Raw genomic sequence first — 20,296 nt, 5'->3', positions numbered from 1 at the left:
GCGAACCTGGGGGGCGTCAATGCGTGTTTCCGAATACTACAAGCTGGGTCGAACGCAGCCGACTCTCGACTTCGTTGATGTGGATGTCGAAAAAGACACGCCCGTTTATATCGATCCGAGCACGCTCAAAAATCTTCCAGATGAGTGGTCAAGTCAGTGTCACACTATGCTTTCGACCTTCTTTCATAGTGTGGTAGACGCAATCAACGCTGGCGACCAGGACCGGCTCCGTGAGCTCCTTGTTCGATTGCAGGAGCCGAACGAGACACACTTCGGTCTGTCAAAAGGGAAATCGCGCGGTCGAGGCCTAGGCCCCTATCTCGTGCAACGCATTACCAACAACCTAGTGGTGAGCCGAGCTGCGGAGACTGGCTTGCTTGAGGACCTGGAGGATACTGCACTCTTCATAGAAGGAATCGGTAAAGACATCATCTCCGATGTGACCACGAACATCATTCGCGGGATGCTGATCTCGTACACGCAGTCAATGGCCTCGATTTATGGCATGGAACTGCAAGACGGCGTGTACAGCGGACTTGTCTGGAATCACTCAACTTGCGAGTGGGAGGAGGGAAATACTCGCATGCTGCTACCAGGAAGTCCCTTGCTCTTGGTGCCCAAGGTGATCGTCCGCCACGACCTGCATTTGACCAAGGAGGAGTACTTTAGGAACCATTTGGCGCCGACCCTGCAAGACGAGGAGCTCGACAAGCCAGGCAGCAAGCTCGTACAAACCGCTAAGACTGGGCGAAAATATGTAACCAAGATGGATGTCGAAAAGGAGTACGGTGGCGACAAAGAAAAGATGGTGGACCTGACGTTGACGCGCTCTCAAGTTCTCCACGCCTATAAGGAGGAGAAGCGCAAGAAGCCATCCCGTCCTCTCGATCACGATGAGCTGAGCGCTGCCACGGGGACCAAACCTGTCAGCTATCGGAACCTTCTGAACGACGTGCTTGACACGCCACCCGGTGCCGAGAATGCCACTACTTACCATCACAGGGTGCACGCACTCCTTAGTGCGGTCTTCTACCCTTGGCTGACCTACCCGGTTGTCGAACATCCCTTGGATCAATCCCGAAAGCGAGTTGATATCACATACACAAATAACGCAACTGAAGGGTTTTTCGGATGGATAACACGACAAGGTCATCCGAGCTCGCACATTTTCGTAGAATGCAAGAATTATCACTCCGAGCTCGGGAATCCCGAGTTAGATCAGCTTTGCGGCAGGTTCTCGCCACTACGCGGAAAGGTGGGACTGCTGCTATGCCGGTCCCTCACGGATAAGGACCACTTCCTTCAGCGCTGCAGGGATACAGCGCTTAGTCGCCATGAGTTCGTGCTCCTTCTAGACGACAGCGATCTTTCAGATCTCGTCGATGAGGTCATCACAGCACAAAGCCCTGCCGACTCGAATAAGATCGATGACGAAGACCAGGAGCAACCCTACCCAGGGGAGTTCCGACTGCTTTTTGAACGCTTCCGTAAACTCGTTAGCTGATCCTTGCTTGCTGGACTGGCGTTCTTCTGAAGCGCGGCACCCTTTAGCGGCGCACAACAGGGAACAAGCCCGAGCGTCTGGGCCGCTCCATGGTGTTGCTGAGCCAGCTGGTTAGCGCCGCCGTTCCGTGGACCATCCGTGGCCCGAAGCAGAACGCTCAGCCATCGCCAGGGCCCGTGACCAGCTGAAACACGTGGGATAAAAGCGGCCTCCGGAGCCGTGTGCGCAGGTTCGAATCCTGCCGGGGGCACCTTGGATTAAGGTGCCCAAAGACCCCGCCATCAGCGCTTTCGCTGAGACGGGGTCTTCGTGTGTGTGCAGGCGTGTGCCGGTCGGAGCGGCTGTATGTCGAGAGCTGTGGACTATCCGTGGACTAGCTACAGGGCAGGAATCCGCAGGTCAGGCCCGGAAAACGCCGAGGCCCCCGGACCGTAGTCCAGGGGCCATCATGCCGCAGGTGCGCGTGTCGGAGGTGTATCGGGATCATGTCCCGTCGCCGGGCTCGTCCTCCTGCTGCCAGGCCCGCGGCCAGTTGCCAGAAGGGGGAGGCGGCCCTGAGATATCAAGATCACGTCGCGCAAGGGCATAGAAGGCGTCACGCGCTCGGCTCACCTGCTGCACGGCCCTTGTCCATCCCGCAGGATCATCTTTCAGACCGCGCGCGTACAGCTCAACGTTCCAAACCGCTTCGTGCCACTTACGTGCCGCCCCTATCGTTTCTGCGTCGCCGATCAGCAGCACAGATTCCCACTCGGCCGCACGCCGTACTTCATTCTCGGCTAGCTGCGTCATGCCCTGTTCGGAATCCAACGGGTCCACTGCATGCGGAAACCCTCTTGCCGCCCCCATGCGCTGTGCAACGCTCAGATGCTGCTTCAAGATGTTGGCGTAGGACGCATACGCGTCCAGCCTCTTTTCATCCCACCGCTCGGCCCTGCCTCGTCGCCACCGGCTCCGCTCCGTGATGCTCGTTGCCACGAAGGAACTCGCGGCTCCAACTACTACACCCAGCAAAGCTGGCAACTGCTCCCACAACTCCAATTCCCCCTAGCCTGACTCAATCAGTCGGGGACACAGTGCCGCACTCGGGGACTCCGGGCCAGGTGGCAGGCCTAGATCAGACACGCGCTGCGAGTGCCACAGCAATCCTCTGCCACGCTTTCCTTCGCCACTTGAGGACGAGTCCAGCGCGGAACCCTCCATCCGCTTGCCTGTCCCAGACAAGATCACTGTTTGTCCTGGCCCACACCGCCGCGTCCACGAACCGGGAGAGCAAGGGTGGTAGCTCGGCGTCCTTCTTCTTGTCCTCGTCCATCAACTCTTCCCCCGCTTGCGAAAGATCGGCACCTTGACGATCTGAATGTCCGTACGTCTCTCGGCCTCCTGCTCTCGGCCGCGCTCGCACTCTAGAACACGACGGACCGGACCCGCTGACGATTCGAGCAGTTCCGCTTCACCGCGGACTTGTTCACGACGACGAGCTGGCTGTCCTCTTGGCCGGCGAGCGGAGCCTAGTAGCGGGCCTCGCTGGGCCGTGTCGACGGACAGCCCGATCGCGGCGTGTTCGTCGCCCCACGGCCCCCGCCACTTCCCCGGCCCCACGATCCGTCTCAGATTCCGTCTCATTCACCGCCGTTCGCGGCCGTTCAGGCGGGACCGAAGCCGGTAGCGGCTCTCATGCTCGGCCGCCCATGAACGCAGGTGAACGGAGCTGTACGCGGAACTGCGAGGCACCAACACAGTTGGAAAGCGTGTTGTTCCTGGGCACCTGGCTGACGCCGACTCCAGGAGGAGAACAGGAGCTACTCATCGATTCCCTTGACCAGCTCAAGTCTGGAGCCCAAGAACTCACCGCACCCAATGGCGTTCCTCAGGTCTCCGAAATCCGCGCCTCTCACATTGATCTCCGTGACCGATGCCAGGAACACATCAACGTACTCCAATTTCGCCTCGGTCAGATCGGTCCGCGCCAGCGTTGCCATGCGCAGGGTTGCATGCGTGAGTGTCGCACGCGGCAGCCTGGCGTCCGTGAGTATCGCCCCGGCCATGAAGGCCCTCGTGAGGTCGGCCTCGCCCAAAGAGGCCTCGTTCAGCAATGCTTCCCGCAAGTTGACCTCCGTCAGCCTCGCGCCCGACAGGTCTGCTCGCGTAAGCACCGCCGCGCTCAGGTCGGCCTTCGTCAGCGTGCTTCCAGCCAGCTTGGCTTTGGTGAGGTTTGCTTGACGGAGGTCGGCGCCTGCAAGGTGGAGGCCGCGGAGGTCGAGAGTTTCGCTTGGGTCAACGTGAATGCGCAATTTGGTTCGTGCAAGGGCGGTGAGGGCCGCTTGCACATCTGCTTCGGGCCGATGGGGCAAGGGATCGACGTCAAGGCGGGGGGTGGGTCCGGGCTCCAGGGCGACTTCAGGTGCCTGGCGCCGGATGAAGCGGCCGAGAGCGCGCGCAGTGTTGGTAGCGGTTTGTTCAGGTGCCTCTTGGGTGATTTGTTCAAGTTCGTGAATGCTGGCAATACGTACATCTATGTCCGGTGAAGAGTTGAGCCGTTCAAGGTTCTTTGTCCAGCGATCCGTGATCTGTCCGTGGCGGGTAAGCCGGTAGGTGCGTGCGGTGTAGAGCACTGTGATGGTCGCGCCGAGGGCAGCAACGAAAGCAACGATAGCGGTGCGGAGCCCAGTTACAAGCGTGGCGGATCCGCCGGCGAGTGCTTTACGGTCGAGATACCCTGCGTCTAGGACGTAGGGACCCTGCCAGATCAGCCAGGGCAATCCGGTGAGCAGGACCAATGTGCCAACCGAGATTAGGGCGATCGTGGACCGCCGGCGGAGACGAATCAGTCGTCGCGTGCGCAGTTGGCGCCGCTCCAACTTGGTCATCATCCGCCGCTCGAAGCGCCTCGCCTGGGACCTGTTGAGGACCCGGAAGGCATACCAGAGTCTTTCCTCCATGCCCAGTAGATGCCCACCGGGTCCCGGCCGGTTGCGACTCCGCACCGGATACGCGCAGGCGCACGACCTGCTCCTCGACGGCGGCCGGGGCGCGGCCAGGCTGGTGGTGCGGGCGGCTGGAGCGGTCCTGCATCCCGGCAGGCCTGTGCTTGCGGTAGCGGCCTGCCCAGCGTGCTGCGGTGGTGTGGCTGACCTGGAAGCGTTCCGCGGCCCACCGCAGCGGCCGTCCGTCGTCGACGACACACCGGGCCAGACGCAGCCTGCCGGTCGCGGTCAGCGGGGCGTTACGGTGGAACAACGAGGGCCTCCTGGGAGCCGGTTGTAGATATCGCAATCCACACCGAACCCAGAGGCCCTCGCCTCGTTCAAGGACCACACAAGGCGTGTCGCCCGTCACCAACGTCCCGGGACAGCACACCTAGCCCTTCTTGACGCAGTCCTGAACCCCGAGTGGGAAGGCCGCCGTCACTCCTTCGCCGACGAATGGTCCGAGACGGAGTCGGTGGCCTCGATGCGAAACGGGGCGGGCGACGAATACTCGATCGTCTTCTCCCCCGCCGGTGTCTATGTGCGGGGGTTCGATCACGAATCGCCCATGAGCCCCTACGCAGAGGACGGGCCATGGCCCGGAGTGCTGGACGAGGTTCCTGAGGTCTTCCGGAGGTACGTCGAGGAGCCGGCGTTCTCCGACGAGGACGGGATGCCTCTCGTCACCGCCTGTATGTGGCAAAGGACGGGTGACGACGGCTGGACGGCGGGAACGATCGATTTTCCCGAATCGGCGACGGAGAACCCGGATGGTGCCCGGTACCTCTTCCAACTGCTGGTGGATCGCTCGCCGGAGGCGTTTCAGCGATGGGCTGAGGACTACTACGAGGTCCCGGTGGACCTGGAAGCGGTTCGTCACGTCTTCTCCTCCGGCCCGTTGACCGAAGCAGTCGTCCGCGCGTTGAACCCGGAAACCGGCTTGGCGGATCTCGCGGAGGACGTGGGCGTGATCGGCTGCCCGGCGAGCTGAGGAACGGAGCGACGACGATGCCGTCAGTTGCTTACGCATCTCTGGCCAGGCATCGGTGGCTCGCGGGCGACGAGCTGGTACCTGTGCGCGTCGTGTCGTCGACCGACGAAGTCGCCTACGACCGGCGCGTCCTCGACGCGCTCGGCGGCCCGGCCGGCCTCGGCGACGTCGACGCAGGACCGGCTGACCGGCCCAGCCGCCTCACAGCCCCGTCGCTCCGTCGAGGCGTTCGCGGAGTAGGTCGGCGTGGCCGTTGTGGCGGGCGTATTCGGCGATCATGTGGGAGAGGACGGCGCGGACCGAGACGGGGTCTCCGGTCAGTTTGTGGGGCACGGTTCGGTCCAGGGACGGCTCCGTGGCGACGATCTCGCGGGAGCGGGCGCACTCCGCCCGCCATGCGGTGAAGGCCTCCGCGACGTCGCCCTCCACCTCGCGGAAGTCCCGGCCGGGGTCTTCGGGTGAGTGGTACAGAAGCGGAACGTCCTCCTGGGCCCACTGGATCCTGAACCACCAGCGCTCGACGTCGGCCAGGTGGCGGAGGAGACCGTGCAGGCTCAGTTCCGACGGTGCGACGCTCCTCTCCGACAGCCGCTCAGGGGCGATGCCGGAGCACTTGAGCTCGAACGTCGTCCGGTGGAAGTCCAGTTGTGCTGTCAGGACGTGGCGTTCGTCGCCGTGGAGGGAGGGCAGCGAGCGGTCGCCGCCCTCCCACAGCGGGGGGAGGGTCGGGGCGGGCATCTCGATCTCCGGATGTTCTGAAACCTCGGTCACGTCACGACAGTCCCAGAGGGCGCTGACACCGCGATGACAGCGCCCCCGGCCGGGAGCCGACGTCGAGTCAGTGGCGGCGGGCCGTCAGGGCTGTCGTGAGGTCGGACAGACCGCTGCGGGCGTGGGGAGCGAGGTCCAGAGGGTCGAGAAGGTCCCAGGCCGCCTCGATCAAGCGGTCGGCCTCGGCCCGGGCCCACTGCCGGCCCCCGGCGGACTCGATGAGCTCGGCCATGAGGAGGACCTCGGTGTCGGTCAGGTCACCGGGCATCGCGTAGAGGCGCGCGAGTCGGGCCGACTCCGCCGTGCCGGCCCGCAAAGCCGCCACCACCGGGGCGCTCTTCTTGCGGGCTCGCAGATCACTGCCGACGGGCTTGCCGGTCAGCACCGGGTCGCCCCAGATGCCCAGGTCGTCGTCGACCAGCTGGAAGGCCACCCCGATCTGCATGCCGAAGCGACCGAAGCGGTCCGTCCAGTCCGGGGGTGCCGATGCGTACCGGGCGCCCATGCGGCAGGCGCACGCCAGCAGCGCCCCGGTCTTTCCGCCGAGCATGGCCAGGGAGTCCTCGATGCCGATCCCCTGCTCGCGTTCGAAGCGCAGGTCCTGCTCCTGGCCGATCGCCAGGTGGCGCAGGGTCCGGGCGAGGTCGGCCACCGCCGGGGCGGTCGCCGGGTGACGGCTGGTACCGAGCACCTCGAAACCGAGGGCGATGAGCGCGTCACCGGCGAGCAGCGCCAGCGGTACCCCGAACCGAGCCCATACCGTCGGCCGGTGCCGTCGTGCGTGGTCACCGTCCATGATGTCGTCGTGGATCAAGGAGGCGTTGTGCAGGAGCTCGATCGCCGAAGCGGCGGAGAGCACGTCCTCGGGTGAGCCGCCCGCCGCTTCGGTGCACAGCAGGGAAAAGGCAGGGCGGACGAGTTTGCCGCCGTTGCCGCGGATGGGGGTGCCGTCCGCGTCGCACAGGCCGAGCTGGTAACCGCAGATCCGGCTGAGTTCGTCTCCGAGCGTCGCGATCTGCTCCCGCAGCAGCGGCGGGAGGAGGGACCGCGCCTGGGTGACGCCCGCGTCGAGGACGGGTGTGAGGGCCGGGGTCGTCGTCATCGCTGCTCTCCCGGGCTGCCGGAAGCCCCGTCCACCAGGGCGAGTTCCAGATAGTCGACCGTTTCCGGGCCGGCGTCGGCGGCGTCGCGGTAGCGCCGGGTTCTCGCGGACCAGTCGAAGTTCCCGCGCATCCAGGAGCGCATTCCGGCGAAGTACGGCTCAAGCAGTCCGGTGTGCCCGGGCAGGGCCCGCAGCGCCTCCTCTTCCCACCTGGTGAACGCGTCGACCTCGTCGGTGATCAGGGCGGTGACCCGGTCGACGGCCTGGTCGGTGGTCAGCGCGTGGGCGTGCCGTACGACGGTGACCAGGTTGTGGTATTCGCCGAGCGCGGTCTCCTTGTCCAGCGAGTACACGTCGTTGGTCCAGCAGACCACGTCGCAAGCCGCGCGCAGGGCCCGGGCGAACGGTTCGCTGTCGTACACGTCCGTAGGCAGGTCGATCCCCTCGACGACCTCGATCAGGTCCATGCAGACGTAGATCGCTCCCGTGTGCCTGCGGTTCTCCACGTAGGAGGGGACGTCGGGGATCGTGCCCCGCGCCCGGTTGTCCGCCTCCCAGCGGGCCGCGAGACCACCGGTGATCACATGGTCGACGAACCGGGCGCGCCACCGGGGTGACGCCTCGGTCCGCTGCCACAGGTCGGCGAGTGAGGTGACGATGGACGGTGCCCGCGCGGGCAGGGCGTCTCCGTCGCCGGTGAGGACCTCGAAGATCTGGGACATCAGCTCGCCGGTCCTGAGCGGGTCCTTGCCGAGGACCCCGTCGTCGAGCTGGTCGTCCAGGAGGAAGAGCCAGGCGAACCAGTCGGCGATCAGGCACAATCCCCGCTGGTCGGCCGTGGGGTAGGTGGCTGCGGCGAACGAGCCGAAGTCGGCCCGGTCGAACCGTTCCCGCGCCGTGGTGGTGCCGATCAGGCCGTGCCGCTCCGTCCACTCGTGCAGATGTGAGACGGCGGCGGCCACATGGGAGTTCAGCTCGGGCGGCAGGTGGCGGAACGCGCGGTGGAGTCCCTCCGGGGACCCGGGGCCGGCGCTCACCGGCGTTCCAGGCGCAGCAGTACGTCGTGCTTCGGTCGCAGCGTCACCAGCTGCTCCATGCCCACCGAGGGGCGCCCTTCCGGCAGCCGCAGACGGTACTTCTGCACGATCATGGCGGCGATGATGACGAGTTCGGTCAGGGCGAAGTGCTTGCCGATGCAGATGCGCGGGCCGGCGCCGAACGGCATGTACGCGCTCTTCGGCCGGGCGGCGATGGCCTCGGGGGTGAAGCGCTCCGGGTCGAACCGTTCCGGGTCGGGCCAGAAGTCCCTGTGGCGGTGCATGGTGTAGAAGTTGATGTAGATCCCGCTGTTGGGCTCGATGGCGAAGTCGCCCATGGTGTCCGGCCCCACGGCGCGGCGCATGGTCTGCCAGGCCGGGCCGCGCAGGCGCAGTGTCTCGTCGAGGACCATGCGCGTGTACTTCAGCCGCGCCACGGCGGCGAAGTCCGGCTTCCCGCCGTCCAGTACCTCTGCCACCTCGTCGTGCATGCGCTCCTGGATCTCGGGGTGCCGGGCGATCAGGTAGAGCAGGAAGGACGCCGCGCCGGTGGTGGTCTCGTAGCCGCCGACCATGATGTTGACCACCTCGTGCTGCAGCTGGACCTTGTCCATGTGGTGGCCGGTGTCCTCGTCGATGGCGTCGGCGAGGATGCCCAGCAGGTTGGGGCTGGTGTCGCCGTGGGCGTCGCGCTGCTCGATCATGTCGGCCACGAAGTTGTGCAGGTTCTCGATCAGTTGGCGCAGCCTGAGATGGCTCGGGGTCGGCCAGTGCAGCGGTGGGAAGGGGAAGCGGAAGAAGTTCCCCATGATGTGGTTCGCGTAGATGAAGTCCTGCTCGATGGCCTCGGTGGTGGGGCCGACATCGGCGCCGAAGAGGTTCCGCGTCACGATGCGCAGGGCGGTGTGGCCGACGTCCGGCACCACCGGCACCACGTCGCCGTCCTGGTACCGGTGTTCCCACCGCTGGAGCATGGCGTCGGTTTCGTCGCTCATCGTGTCGGCGAAGGCCGCGATCTTCGGCCGGTGGAACGACGGTTGCATGAGGCGACGCTGACGGTGCCAGGACTCGCCGCCGACCGCGCCGATCAGTCCGTTGCGCAGGACCGGACGCACCGTCCGGTAGAGGAAGTTCTCCTTGTCGTAGTTCTCCCTGTTCTCGATGAGGACGCGCTGCACGTGGTCGGGGTGGTTGAGCATGACCAGCGAATTGCCGAGCAGGCGCAGCCGGAAGACGTCGCCGTGCTTGTGGATCGCGCGGTTGAGGAACGCCACCTGGTCCTTGCGGATCGCGCGGAGCCCGGCCAGCTGGTCCCTGAGACCGAGGTTGGGGACCGCTCGGGTGCCGCTCCCGGATGAGATGGCGCCGGTGCGGCCCGGTGCGCCTGGATCAGCAGGTCGGATCGGGCTGGAAGATGCGGGCATGCGTCTCCTCGGTGTCCTCATCGGGGGGTGCGGCCGCGAGATCGGCCGTGGCCGTTGTCGTCCGCAGCCATCCTGCGTCGGGGCGCTGACGGGCCGCTGATAAGGCGGTCCGGTGGCCGTGGGGCCGTGGGTTGGGCTGTCGGGCGGGGTAGCGCGGGTATGGCGGTCCGGGGGCCGTGGGGCCGGGGGACGGCAGCGGCCGGTCGAGGTGGCCCAGGCGCCTCTCCCGAAGCGGAACCTGTGTCAGCCGGTTGTCAGTGGCCGGCTGTTGCAATGGAGCCGTATCCGCACGGTGCCGAACTCGGTCGGCAGGCGGCGAGCAGGAGGCTCTGGATGTCCTGGACGGAATGCAGCGAATCCCGGCCGTTCGCCGCGAAGCGGCTGGTCTGCTTCCCGCATGCCGGCGGATCGTCGTACTTCTTCCGGGACTGGCGCAAGGGGCTGCCCGAGTTCGAGGTGCACGCGGTCTGCTATCCGGGCCGGGCCGACCGGTTCGGGGAACCCACGGCCACCGACCTGGTGGCGATGGCCGGTGAGATCGCCGAGGCCGTCAAACCGCTTCTGGATCGGCCCACGGTGCTGTTCGGGCACAGCATGGGCGCGGCGGTGGCGTACGAGACCGCCAGGGCTCTGGAGGCCGATGGGGTCCGGCCGGCGCACCTGTTCGTGTCAGGTGCCCCCGCGAGCAACCTGGTCCGCTCCGATGCCCGGGCGGCCGGGGCGAACGAGGAGAGCGTCATCGCAGCGCTCACGGCCCTGGGCGGCACCGATGCCGAGTTGCTGGATCACCCGATGTTCCGTGAGCTGATCCTGCCCTACATCCAGGCCGATTTCCGGCTGCTGGGGAGCTATGAACACCGCCCCGGCGCACTGCTCGGCTGCCCCGTCACGGCGGTGGCCGGGGCGGACGACCCCCGGGTGACACCGGAGCAGGTGGCCCGGTGGGCGAGCGTGACCGAGGGGGCCTTCCGTCAGTGGACGGTGCCCGGCGGGCATTTCTATCTGACGGACGCGCCACCGTACGAGCTGGTCCGGGAGGCGCATCTGGCGCCACCGTACGAGCCGGTCCGGGAGGCGCACCTCGCGCGGGACGAGACGCGAAGCCGGTAGTCGCGGGCGGTAGACCGACGACGGCGGTGTTCCGGCCGGCCTCGTTCCGACATCGATCACTGGGGGACGTACGTGCAGGCGAGAAATGGCAGACGGCTGATCGCGGCCGTGATGGTCGTGGTGCCCCTGGCGGTGATCGTGTGGGCGGCGCTGACGGTCTTCACGGCGGCGTCTCCCGGCCGGGAGGCGTTGCACGAGACGGCACGGATCGACAAGGGAGGGCACTTCTTCTTCGCCGTCGCGGCCATCCTGCTCGCTGCCGTGTCGGGCGGCTGGCTGGCCGACCGGCTCGGACAGCCGCGGGTGATCGGCGAGATCTGTGCGGGACTGGCCATGGGGCCGACCCTGCTGGGACGGTTCGCGCCGGGGGCGAAGGACTGGCTGTTCCCGGCCGACTCGCTGCCGATGCTGGACGGGCTGGCTCAAGTGGGCCTGGTGTTCTTCATGTTCGGGGTGGGGCGGGAACTGGGCGGGATGCCGCTGCGAGGCGTCGGACCGCAGATGCTGCTGGTGAGCCAGGCCTCCCTGTTGATTCCGTTCGCCGCCGGGACCGTCGCGGCCGTGCCCCTCGTCGACGACTTCACGGGCTCGGCAGGCGACCCGATGGCCTTCGTGCTGTTCGTCGGGTGCGCGCTGAGCGTGACGGCGCTGCCCGTGCTGGCCCGGATCCTCACCGATCTGCGGCTCACCCACACCCGTCAGGGGCAGTTGAGCCTGTTCGCCTCAGCGCTCGGTGACGGCGCGGTGTGGCTGGTGCTCACCGGGATCCTGGCGGTGGTGCACGGGACCAGCCCGACGGGGGTGCTGTGGAACGCTCTGTTCGTCGTCATGCTCACGGTCGTCTTCCTCGGTCCGCTGCGCGGCGGACTGGCCCGCTGGGGCCGCTCCCGGGCAGCCTCCGGTGAGGCCGCCGGAGGCGATGCCACGATCATGATCCTGCTGGCCGGGGGTGTCGCCGCCACGGCCACTCTCACCTCGGTCGTCGGCGTGCACCAGTTGATCGGGGCGCTGCTGGCGGGGCTGGCCTGGCCGTCGGGCAACGCCCGGCTGGCCCGGGTGGCGGAGCGGCTGTCCAGCACGTCGAGGACCGTGCTGCTGCCGTTCTTCTTCTTCGGGTTCGGTCTCACCATCGATCTCGGGTCGTTGCGCTTCGACCGGGCCAGTGTGCTGGCCCTCTCCAGCCTGCTCGTCCTGGCCGTCGTCACCAAGGTGTGCGGGCCCGCGCTGAGTGCCGTCCTCACCGGCATGCGCCCGCGGCCGGCCCTCATCCTGGGCGTGCTGCTCAATGCCCGCGGCCTGACCGAACTGGTCATCCTGCAGATCGGCTACCAGGCGGGGGTCATCGACGAGCGGTTGCTCGGCATCCTCACCATCGTCGCGCTGGGCACGACGATCGTCACGCGGCCGCTGCTGCGGCTGCTCGGGCCGGAGGCTCTCGAGCCCGCGGCCGCGCCCGCACCCGCGCCCGACGCGGACGAGCACGTCGGGGCGGGCGCGCGGACTGTGCCGACGCACTCCCCCCTGCCCCGGTAGGACTCATACGACAGGCGGCCCGCATGATCGACGAGATACTTCCCGCGGCCGTCTCGGGCGGCGAGTCCTTCGGGGACGCTGCGGACGGGTGGCTCTTCCCCGAGGAGGACGCGGCCCTGGGAGAGGTCGGCGAGGCGCGCCGACGGGAGTACACGACGGTGCGTCACTGCGCACGGCGGGCGCTGGGCGGGCTGGGGATCGCACCCGCGCCGCTGCCGCCGGGCGCGGGCGGCGCCCCCCGGTGGCCCGAGGGGGTCGTCGGCAGCATGACCCACTGCGCGGGGTACCGGGCGGCGGTCGCGGCACGCCGGTCCGATGTCCGCACCCTCGGTATCGACGCGGAGCCCCATGCCCCGCTGCCCGAGGGGGTGTTGGGGTTCATCGCACTGCCCGAGGAACTCTCGCAGGTCGCCCACCTCACCCGCCGGTCTCCCGAAGTGCACTGGGACCGGCTGCTGTTCTGCGCCAAGGAAGCCGTGTACAAGGCGTGGTTCCCCGCGACGCACACCTGGCTCGGCTTCGACGGGGCGGTCATCTCACCGGCCCCCGAGGGCACCTTCCATGCCCGGGTTCTTGCTCCGGAGGCCCAACAGGGCCGCGCCCCTTCAGAGTTCGCCGGTCGGTGGACTGTGCGGAACGGTCTGGTGCTGGCCAGCGCGCTGCTCCCCGGAGAGGTTTGACTGCACTTCTGGCATGTGTAAGATTTGACTTACACATACAGTCCGATGCGCTGGGAGGTGGGCGTTGACCAGCGAGGAGCTCCTCGCCTTACTCTCCGCCGTTGGCCATACCCAGAGGCTCCGGGCCATCGCAGGCCTTGCCGACGGCCGTATGTACGTCAGTGAACTGGCCCGGCAGCTGGGCATGTCCCGTCCCCTGCTGTACATGCATCTCGAGCGTCTGGAGAAGGCCGGCCTGGTCGCCGGCCACCTGGAACTCTCCGACGACGGCAAGGCTCTGAAGTACTTCGAGCTGGTGCCGTTCGATCTGCACCTCAACGTGCAGACGATTCTGGACGCCCTGCAGGCGGACGAGCAGCAGGCAGGCGCAGCGGACGGGCCTGTGGATGAGGAAGGTTAGAACGTTATGAGGGGGACCCGGACATGACCGGCGCCATTGTCGCCATCGCCATCGTCTTGATCGTCGTCGGAGGCATCACGGCGGCGGTGGTCTCGCACTTCAGACTGCAGCGCCACCGGGCCGACGCCGTGGCGATGGCCTCGTACCGCAAGCTCGCCGAAGAGGCCGTCGCCCACCAGGAGGTGCTGCGGAGCGAGCTGGCAGAGCTGAAGGCCCGGGTGAGCTCGATCGACGACATGCTCCGGAGGATCGAGTGAGCAGGGCTGTCCTCAGCCGTCTGCGCCCTCCGGCCTCTCTGATCAGACTTCCGTGGTCCGCCGCCCCCTGGCTGGCCGTCGGCTACCTCGCGAGCTACCCCCTGGTCGGAGGTGCCCTGTTCGCCGTGTCGACGGCCGCCGCCGTGAGCGGCGTGGTGCTGAGCCAGTTCACGGTGACGCTGCCGCTGATCATCGGCTCGGTGTGGGTGGTCAGGAGCTGTGCGCAGGTCGAGCGGGGCCGCGCCACGCTCGTCGACCGGCCGATCCCCTACCGGTACAGCGAGGTCACCGAGGCCGGTCTGCCCGCGCACCTCGTGACCCGCTGCACCGATCCGGCGTTCGCCCGCGACTGCGCCTACCTCATACTTCTCTTCCCCCCACTGCTGATCCTGGACCTCTTCGCGCTGCTCGTCTGGCTGGTGTCCCTCGGCTGCGTCACGCTGCCCCTGTGGTACTGGGCCGTGGAGGTCTCCGGCGGCCCCATGGGCCCGGACGGCGCGCTCGGCCGGCTCCACACCCTGCCCGGGGCGGTGGTCCTGGCGGTCGTCGCCCTCGCCCTGCTTCCCTTCGCCGCGCGGCTCCTCTTGGCCACCGCCCGGCTGCACCTGACTGTGGCCCAGGCGGTACTCCGCCCGCCTCGCGACCCTCTCGCGCAGGCCAAGGGCGTGCTCGGCGGCCCCGGTCCCCTCTCCACCCTGCCGGGCGCCCGTCGCGCCGGCGCCCTCACAGAACCCACAGAGAACGGGGAATCCCATGAACCGAACACAGGCCGGGTTATCTGACGCCGTCGTCCAACTGGACTCGGTGCACAAGGTCTACGGCGGCGGCAAGAACAAGGTGGCCGCTCTCGACGGCGTCAGCATCAGTCTGCACAGGGGCACCTTCACCGCGGTGATGGGACCTTCCGGCTCCGGCAAGAGCACCTTCCTGCACTGCGCCGCGGGACTGGACCGGCCGACGTCCGGCTCCGTCCGGCTCGACGGCGTGGAACTGGCCGGGCTCAAGGAAAAGGCCCTGACCAAACTGCGGCGCGAGCGCGTCGGCTTCGTCTTCCAGGCGTTCAACCTGATGCCCGCGCTGAACGTACGGGACAACGTCACCCTGCCCCTGCGCCTGGCGGGACACCGCCCCAAGGCCGCCGAGGTCGACGAGGTCATCGAGCGCGTCGGCCTCGCCTCCCGGCAGAAGCACCGTCCCGGCGAACTCTCCGGCGGCCAGCAGCAGCGCGTGGCCATCGCCCGCGCACTCGTCACCCGTCCCGCCGTGGTCTTCGGCGACGAACCGACCGGAGCCCTGGACACCCGGACCGCTCGCGAGGTCCTCGGGCTGCTGCGCGAGGCCGTCCAGTGGTCCGGACAGACCATCGTGATGGTCACCCACGACCCGATGGCCGCCGCACACGCGGATCGCACCCTCTTCCTCGCCGACGGCAGGATCGTCGACGCGCTGGAGCGTCCCACCGCCGACATGGTCGCCGAGCGCATGACCCACCTCGGCGCCTGGGCCGAGGAGCGCACGGCGACCGAGGGACAGTACGGAGCGGCCCGGTGATCGGGCTCGCGCTGCGCTCCCTGAAGTTCCACAAGGGGGGCTTCGTCGCGTCGTTCATCGCGCTCTTCTTCGGCGCCACCATCGTGATCGCGTGCGGTGGGCTGCTGGAGACCGGCGTGCGGGGACTGGCCGAGCCGCAGCGGCTGCGGGCCGCACCGATCGTCCTCACCGGGGACCAGGGCTACCCCGAATCCAACAAGGTCTTCCGCGAGCGGGTCCGGCTCTCCACCGCCGACGTGTCCAAGGCCGCGGCCGTGCCGGGCGTCCAGGCGGCCGTGCCGGACCTCTCCATCCCCGCCGTTCTCGCCCCGGCCGGCGGCAAGGGCACCGTCCCCGCCACCGGTCACGGCTGGGACTCCGCCCGGCTCGGGTCGTATCGCCTGGTCCAGGGCGGCGCACCGGAGGCCGCGGGCCAGGTCGTGCTCGATGCGCGGCTCGCCGCCCGCACGGGGGCGAAGGCCGGCGACCGGGTCACGCTCGGCCTCGACGGCACCCTGGCCACCTACCGGGTGACCGGGCTGGTCAGCGGACCGGGCGAGGCCGGGACGCTGTTCCTCGCGGACGGCGACGCCGCCCGGCACGCCCCGCAGCAGGACAAGGTCGACTCCATCGGCATCCTCACCCGCCCCGGCGCCGACACCGACGAGGTGCGGGCCGCGCTCGCCGACGCCTTCGCGGACGCCCCGGTCTCGGTGCTGACCGGTGGCGAACGGGGCCGTGCCGAGTTCCCCGAGGTCGTGACCGAGGGCAAGAACCTCGTGTCCCTGTCGGCCGTGTTCGGCGCCATGTCCGTGATGGTCACGGTGTTCGTGGTGGCCAGCACGCTTGGCCTGTCGCTTCAGCAGCGCCAGCGTCAGATGGCCCTGCTGCGCGCGATCGGCTCGACGCCCGGCCAGGTCCGGCGGATGGTGCTCGCCGAGACGTTCACCATCGCCGTGTTCGCCACCGCACTGGCCTGCGTGCCCGGACCGCGTCTGGGGCAGTGGCTGCTCGGCCGGTTCGTGGACGCGGGTGTGGTGCCCGACGTGCTGATCCACCGTGCCGGCGGAGTCCCCATGATCGTGGGCGCCGGGGCAGGGCTGGTGACCGCGCTCGGTGCGGCCTGGATCGCGGCCCGCGCCGCCGCCCGGACCCGCCCGACCGAGGCGCTGGCCGAGGCGTCCCTTCAGCGTCGCCGGCTCAACTGGATCCGGCTGCTCTTCGCCGTGCTCTGCCTGGCCGGCGGCACCGTCCTCGCGGCCGTCACGGCGAACCTCGACGGCCCGACGGCGAGCAGCACGGCCTCGCCGGCCGCGATGCTGTGGACCGCCGGCTTCGGCCTGCTGGGTCCCAACCTGAGCAGGCTGATGACGGCCCTGTTGCACTGGCCGCTGCGCGCGGTCACCGGCTTCTCGGGTCAACTGGCCCTGCTCAACGCCAAGGCCGGGGCAGCCCGGCTGGCCGGAGCGGTCATGCCGGTCATGCTCGCCACCGGTCTGGCCACCGCCCTGATCTACCTGCAGACGACCCAGAACCAGGGCGCCCAGCAGGCGTTCGAGGACAACCTCCGGGCCGACCTCGTACTCACCTCGGTGACCGGCGGGATGCCCGCGTCCCTGGCCGGCGACATCGGCAAGGAGCCGGGCGTGGCGGCCGCCTCCGCCTATGTGCCGAGCTCCGGCTTCCTGGAGCCGTCCAAGGCCGAGATGGCGGAGTACGACGGCAAGGGCCGCAGGCCCAAGGGTGACCGCGTGCAGATCACCGGAGTCACCGGGACGGGCATCGAGCGCACCACGGCGATCCGTACGGTGAGCGGCAGCCTCGCCGATCTGACCGGCGACACCGTGGCCCTGCCCGAGTCCTCCGCCGGGGGACACCGGATCGGTGAGCGGATCCCCATGCGCATGGGCGACGGCACCGTGGTCGAACCCCGCCTGGTGGCGACGGTCGGGAACCAGCGCGGATACGGTGCGGCGCTGATGCCCGCCGCCGTGGTGGCCGCGCACACCACCGACGGCGCGGTGCCGCAGATCCTGGTCGCGGCGGACCCCGCCATCGGCGCGGACCGGCTCGCCGCCGAACTCACCGGTGCCGGCGCCCCGTCACCCGGACTGCGCGCGGCCGACCGGGCCGAGCTGGTCAGCGCGTCGGCCGAGCAGAACGACACCCAGACCTGGGTGGCGTACCTCCTGGTCGCCATGGTCGTCGGATACTCGGTCATCGCCCTGGTGAACTCTTTGGTGATGGCGACCGGCGAACGGCGCCGCGAGTTCACCCTGCAGCGTCTGGTCGGCGCCACCCGGGGCCAGGTGATGCGGATGATGACGGTGGAGGCGCTGCTGACCGCTCTGGCCGGTCTGGCACTCGGCATGCTCGTCGCCGTACTGACGCTGGTTCCGCTGAGCCAGGCCGTGCTCGCCCGGTCGGTGCCCTCCGGGCCGCCGTCGATCCTGCTGGCCGTCGCCGGTGCGGCACTCGTCCTGACGGTCGGGACGACGCTGCTGACCGCCCGCGTGGCGCTGCGCACCCAGCCCTCCGCGGCCATCGGCAGTCGCGACTGAACTGAAACTCCGACCGGTTTCCACGGGGTCTACCAGCGTATTTCGCCCACCACTTAACAACGTGGTGGGCGAAGTCTTGTCAATCGTACGCTCGCTCTTATGGCGTTGAAGCCCATCGGAAGCCGTCCCGTCGCAGAAATTGGAGTTTCTCGATGCTGAACAGAGTCGTGATCGTAGGAGGTGGTACGGCCGGCTGGATGACGGCGTCGTACCTGAAAGCGGCCTTCGGGGACCGGATCGACATCACCCTCGTCGAATCCGGAAAGGTCGGCGCCATCGGCGTCGGAGAAGCCACGTTCAGCGACATCCGGCACTTCTTCGAGTTTCTCGGTCTGAAGGAATCGGACTGGATGCCCGCGTGCAATGCCACGTACAAGCTCGCGGTGCGCTTCGAGAACTGGCGCAAGCCGGGTCACCACTTCTACCACCCGTTCGAGCACATGCAGTCGGTCGACGGCTTCCCGCTGGCGGAGTGGTGGCTGAAGAACGGCCGCAGCGACCGGTTCGACTCGGACTGCTTCGTGATGGCCAACATCTGCGACGCCGAGCGCAGCCCCCGCCACCTCGACGGCCGCATGCTGGCGCAGCCGTTCGACGAGAACGCCGAAGAACCCCGTGGCCTGACGATGTCGGAGCACCAGGGCAAGACCCAGTTCCCCTACGCCTACCACTTCGAGGCCGCGCTGCTGGCGAAGTACCTCACCACCTACACGGTGGAACGCGGCGCGAAGCACATCATCGACGAGGTCAAGGACGTCAAGCTCGACGAGCGCGGCTGGATCAGCAGCGTGGTGACCGCCGAGCACGGCGAGCTGACGGGCGACCTGTTCATCGACTGCACGGGCTTCCGCGGGGTGCTGCTCAACAAGGCCCTGGAGGAGCCCTTCATCTCCTTCCAGAACACCCTGCCGAACGACAGCGCGGTCGCCCTCCAGGTGCCCCAGGACATGGAGGCCCGGGGGATCCGGCCCTGCACCACCGCCACCGCGCAGGAGGCGGGCTGGACCTGGACCATCCCGCTCTACGGCCGCATCGGCACCGGGTACGTCTACGCGAGCGACTATCTGTCCGCCGACGAGGCCGAGCGCACGCTGCGCGAGTTCGTGGGGCCGAGCGCGGCCGACGCCGAAGCCAACCACATCAAGATGCGCATCGGCCGCACCAGCCGGTCCTGGGTGAACAACTGTGTCGGCATAGGCCTGACCAGCGGCTTCGTCGAGCCGCTGGAGTCGACCGGCATCTTCTTCATCCACCACGCCGCCGAGCAGCTGGTGAAGCACTTCCCCGGGCCGGACTGGAGCCCGGTGCAGCGCGACAACTACAACAGCGCCGTCGCCCATGTGATGGACGGTGTCCGTGAGTTCTTGGCCCTGCACTACGCCGCCGCCGGGCGCAACGACACGCGGTACTGGAAGGACACCAAGACCCGGGAGCTGCCCGAAGGGCTGGCCGAGCGCATCGAGCGCTGGAAGCACCAGCTCCCGGACAGCGAGACGATCTACCCCTACTACCACGGGCTGCCGGCGTACTCCTACATGTGCGTCCTGCTCGGGATGGGCGGCATCGACGTCAAGCCGTCCCCGGCCCTCTCGCTCGCCGACGACAGCGCGGCGCAGAAGGCGTTCCAGTCCGTGCACGACCGGGCGGCGGGGCTCATCGGGCAGCTCCCGACGCAGTACGAGTACTTCACGCACATGCGCCGTTGAGCACGCGGGCGCCGCGGCGGCTCGAACGGCCGCCGCGGCGCCGCGTCCGTCGCCCCAGGGAGCCTCACCCCGTGACCGAACTCATCCGACTCGACCAACCCGCGCGACCCGCCGCCGCCCGCCCGTGGTCCGTGGCCGACGGCCAGCGCGCCATGATGAGCGGCTTCCCCACCGGGGTCGCCGTGCTCACCACCACCGACCACGACGGCACCCCCCACGGCATGACCATCTCCTCGGTGTGCAGCGTCTCGCTGGACCCTCCCGTCCTGCTGGTCTGTCTCCGGATCGGCAGCCCCACGCTGCGGGCCGTCCTGAACACCGGCCGCTTCGCGGTGAACCTGCTGCACGGTGCCGGCCGGCCCATCGCCGAGCTCTTCGCGTCGGGCGCGCCCGACCGTTTCGACCGCGTGCGCTGGGAGCACGACACGAGCGACCCGTACGCGGCCGGTCCCCATCTGCTGCACGACACGCATGCCATCGCGGACTGCGAAGTCAGCGACGAGCACCGCAAGGGAGACCATCTCGTGGTCTTCGGCAGCGTCCTGCGCGTCACCCCGTTCCCGGACCGGCAGCCGCTGGTCTACGGCAAGCGGGAGTACCGGGTGTGGCCGGTGGGACCGGACCTCCCCGAGCCGGCGACGTCGCCCGCGTGAGAACGGGCGCCCCCCGCGCCTCCGGCGAGCCACCTCCCGACCGTCGTTGCCCCTGCGTCCCACGAGGC

19 protein-coding genes, 1 tRNA gene and 1 pseudogene are annotated in these 20,296 nt (G+C 68.3%); 13 read left to right on the top strand and 8 right to left on the bottom strand.

Annotated elements, in window-relative coordinates; translation table 11 throughout:
• The first annotated feature begins 19 nt into the window (after positions 1–19).
• Together QOL88_RS26955 and QOL88_RS26950 are read left to right on the top strand one after the other, a co-directional pair.
• A complete protein-coding gene (locus QOL88_RS26955) occupies positions 20–1,504 on the top strand; it encodes a DUF8370 family protein (RefSeq protein WP_179878971.1) in 1,485 nt (494 codons plus the stop codon).
• Between the two features lie 172 nt (positions 1,505–1,676).
• Positions 1,677–1,754, top strand: a tRNA-Arg gene (locus QOL88_RS26950).
• A 233-nt stretch (positions 1,755–1,987) separates the two neighbouring features.
• Here the strand turns inward: QOL88_RS26950 and QOL88_RS26945 are convergent.
• The 4 genes and pseudogenes from QOL88_RS26945 to QOL88_RS26930 all read right to left on the bottom strand — a co-directional run.
• Complete coding sequence (locus tag QOL88_RS26945; RefSeq protein ID WP_257027905.1) at positions 1,988–2,383, bottom strand: hypothetical protein; 396 nt, start codon at positions 2,381–2,383, stop codon at positions 1,988–1,990.
• A gap of 238 nt (positions 2,384–2,621) precedes the next feature.
• Entirely contained in the window at positions 2,622–2,819 is a 198-nt protein-coding gene (locus QOL88_RS26940; RefSeq protein ID WP_143668893.1) for a hypothetical protein, read from the bottom strand.
• 487 nt (positions 2,820–3,306) lie between these two features.
• Positions 3,307–4,446, bottom strand: coding sequence for a pentapeptide repeat-containing protein (locus QOL88_RS26935; RefSeq protein WP_097220542.1), 1,140 nt, complete (start codon positions 4,444–4,446; stop codon positions 3,307–3,309).
• Positions 4,447–4,495: 49 nt separating this feature from the next.
• A pseudogene (locus QOL88_RS26930) lies at positions 4,496–4,744 on the bottom strand (helix-turn-helix domain-containing protein); the annotation flags it as partial.
• Positions 4,745–4,885: 141 nt separating this feature from the next.
• Between QOL88_RS26930 and QOL88_RS26925 the strand changes: the two are divergent.
• The gene (locus QOL88_RS26925) at positions 4,886–5,464 is read left to right on the top strand and encodes a hypothetical protein (protein WP_097220540.1); all 579 of its coding nucleotides are present in this window, start codon (positions 4,886–4,888) and stop codon (positions 5,462–5,464) included.
• 201 nt (positions 5,465–5,665) lie between these two features.
• Here the strand turns inward: QOL88_RS26925 and QOL88_RS26920 are convergent, their stop codons facing one another.
• The 4 genes from QOL88_RS26920 to QOL88_RS26905 form a co-directional block, all read right to left on the bottom strand.
• Positions 5,666–6,202, bottom strand: a complete 537-nt coding sequence (locus QOL88_RS26920) for a DinB family protein (protein ID WP_097220538.1) — start codon at positions 6,200–6,202, stop codon at positions 5,666–5,668.
• Positions 6,203–6,302: 100 nt separating this feature from the next.
• The gene (locus tag QOL88_RS26915; protein ID WP_097220535.1) at positions 6,303–7,337 is read right to left on the bottom strand and encodes a polyprenyl synthetase family protein; all 1,035 of its coding nucleotides are present in this window, start codon (positions 7,335–7,337) and stop codon (positions 6,303–6,305) included.
• The gene (locus tag QOL88_RS26910) at positions 7,334–8,374 is read right to left on the bottom strand and encodes a terpene synthase family protein (protein WP_097220532.1); all 1,041 of its coding nucleotides are present in this window, start codon (positions 8,372–8,374) and stop codon (positions 7,334–7,336) included. Before QOL88_RS26910 ends, QOL88_RS26915 begins: the two co-directional genes overlap by 4 nt.
• A complete protein-coding gene (locus tag QOL88_RS26905) occupies positions 8,371–9,798 on the bottom strand; it encodes a cytochrome P450 (protein ID WP_179878969.1) in 1,428 nt (475 codons plus the stop codon). Before QOL88_RS26905 ends, QOL88_RS26910 begins: the two co-directional genes overlap by 4 nt.
• A 333-nt stretch (positions 9,799–10,131) precedes the next feature.
• Between QOL88_RS26905 and QOL88_RS26900 the strand changes: the two genes are divergently transcribed.
• The 10 genes from QOL88_RS26900 (at position 10,132) to QOL88_RS26855 (ending at position 20,228) form a co-directional block, all read left to right on the top strand.
• A complete protein-coding gene (locus QOL88_RS26900) occupies positions 10,132–10,908 on the top strand; it encodes a thioesterase II family protein (RefSeq protein WP_097220527.1) in 777 nt (258 codons plus the stop codon).
• 72 nt (positions 10,909–10,980) lie between these two features.
• Positions 10,981–12,441 carry a cation:proton antiporter domain-containing protein gene (locus QOL88_RS26895; RefSeq protein ID WP_143668892.1) on the top strand — a complete coding sequence of 487 codons (1,461 nt, stop codon included), beginning with the start codon at positions 10,981–10,983 and terminating at the stop codon, positions 12,439–12,441.
• A 23-nt stretch (positions 12,442–12,464) separates the two neighbouring features.
• Positions 12,465–13,121 carry a 4'-phosphopantetheinyl transferase family protein gene (locus QOL88_RS26890; RefSeq protein ID WP_097220522.1) on the top strand — a complete coding sequence of 219 codons (657 nt, stop codon included), beginning with the start codon at positions 12,465–12,467 and terminating at the stop codon, positions 13,119–13,121.
• 64 nt (positions 13,122–13,185) lie between these two features.
• Complete coding sequence (locus tag QOL88_RS26885; protein WP_031104424.1) at positions 13,186–13,521, top strand: ArsR/SmtB family transcription factor; 336 nt, start codon at positions 13,186–13,188, stop codon at positions 13,519–13,521.
• Between the two features lie 23 nt (positions 13,522–13,544).
• Positions 13,545–13,778: a hypothetical protein gene (locus tag QOL88_RS26880; protein ID WP_097220520.1), complete on the top strand. Its 234-nt coding sequence runs from the start codon at positions 13,545–13,547 to the stop codon at positions 13,776–13,778.
• On the top strand, positions 13,775–14,560 hold the full coding sequence (locus QOL88_RS26875; protein ID WP_097220518.1) for a sensor domain-containing protein: 786 nt from the start codon (positions 13,775–13,777) through the stop codon (positions 14,558–14,560). Before QOL88_RS26880 ends, QOL88_RS26875 begins: the two co-directional genes overlap by 4 nt.
• Positions 14,532–15,329, top strand: coding sequence for an ABC transporter ATP-binding protein (locus tag QOL88_RS26870; protein ID WP_097220516.1), 798 nt, complete (start codon positions 14,532–14,534; stop codon positions 15,327–15,329). Before QOL88_RS26875 ends, QOL88_RS26870 begins: the two co-directional genes overlap by 29 nt.
• Positions 15,326–17,869, top strand: a complete 2,544-nt coding sequence (locus QOL88_RS26865; RefSeq protein ID WP_097220513.1) for an ABC transporter permease — start codon at positions 15,326–15,328, stop codon at positions 17,867–17,869. Before QOL88_RS26870 ends, QOL88_RS26865 begins: the two co-directional genes overlap by 4 nt.
• Before the next feature lie 152 nt (positions 17,870–18,021).
• The gene (locus tag QOL88_RS26860; protein ID WP_097220510.1) at positions 18,022–19,575 is read left to right on the top strand and encodes a tryptophan halogenase family protein; all 1,554 of its coding nucleotides are present in this window, start codon (positions 18,022–18,024) and stop codon (positions 19,573–19,575) included.
• Between the two features lie 71 nt (positions 19,576–19,646).
• The gene (locus QOL88_RS26855; protein ID WP_306456189.1) at positions 19,647–20,228 is read left to right on the top strand and encodes a flavin reductase family protein; all 582 of its coding nucleotides are present in this window, start codon (positions 19,647–19,649) and stop codon (positions 20,226–20,228) included.
• Positions 20,229–20,296 lie beyond the last annotated feature (68 nt).

Source organism: Streptomyces sp. Ag82_O1-12 (assembly GCF_900182715.1).
Lineage (GTDB): Bacteria > Actinomycetota > Actinomycetes > Streptomycetales > Streptomycetaceae > Streptomyces > Streptomyces massasporeus.
This window is presented reverse-complemented; position numbering and strand designations above follow the sequence as displayed.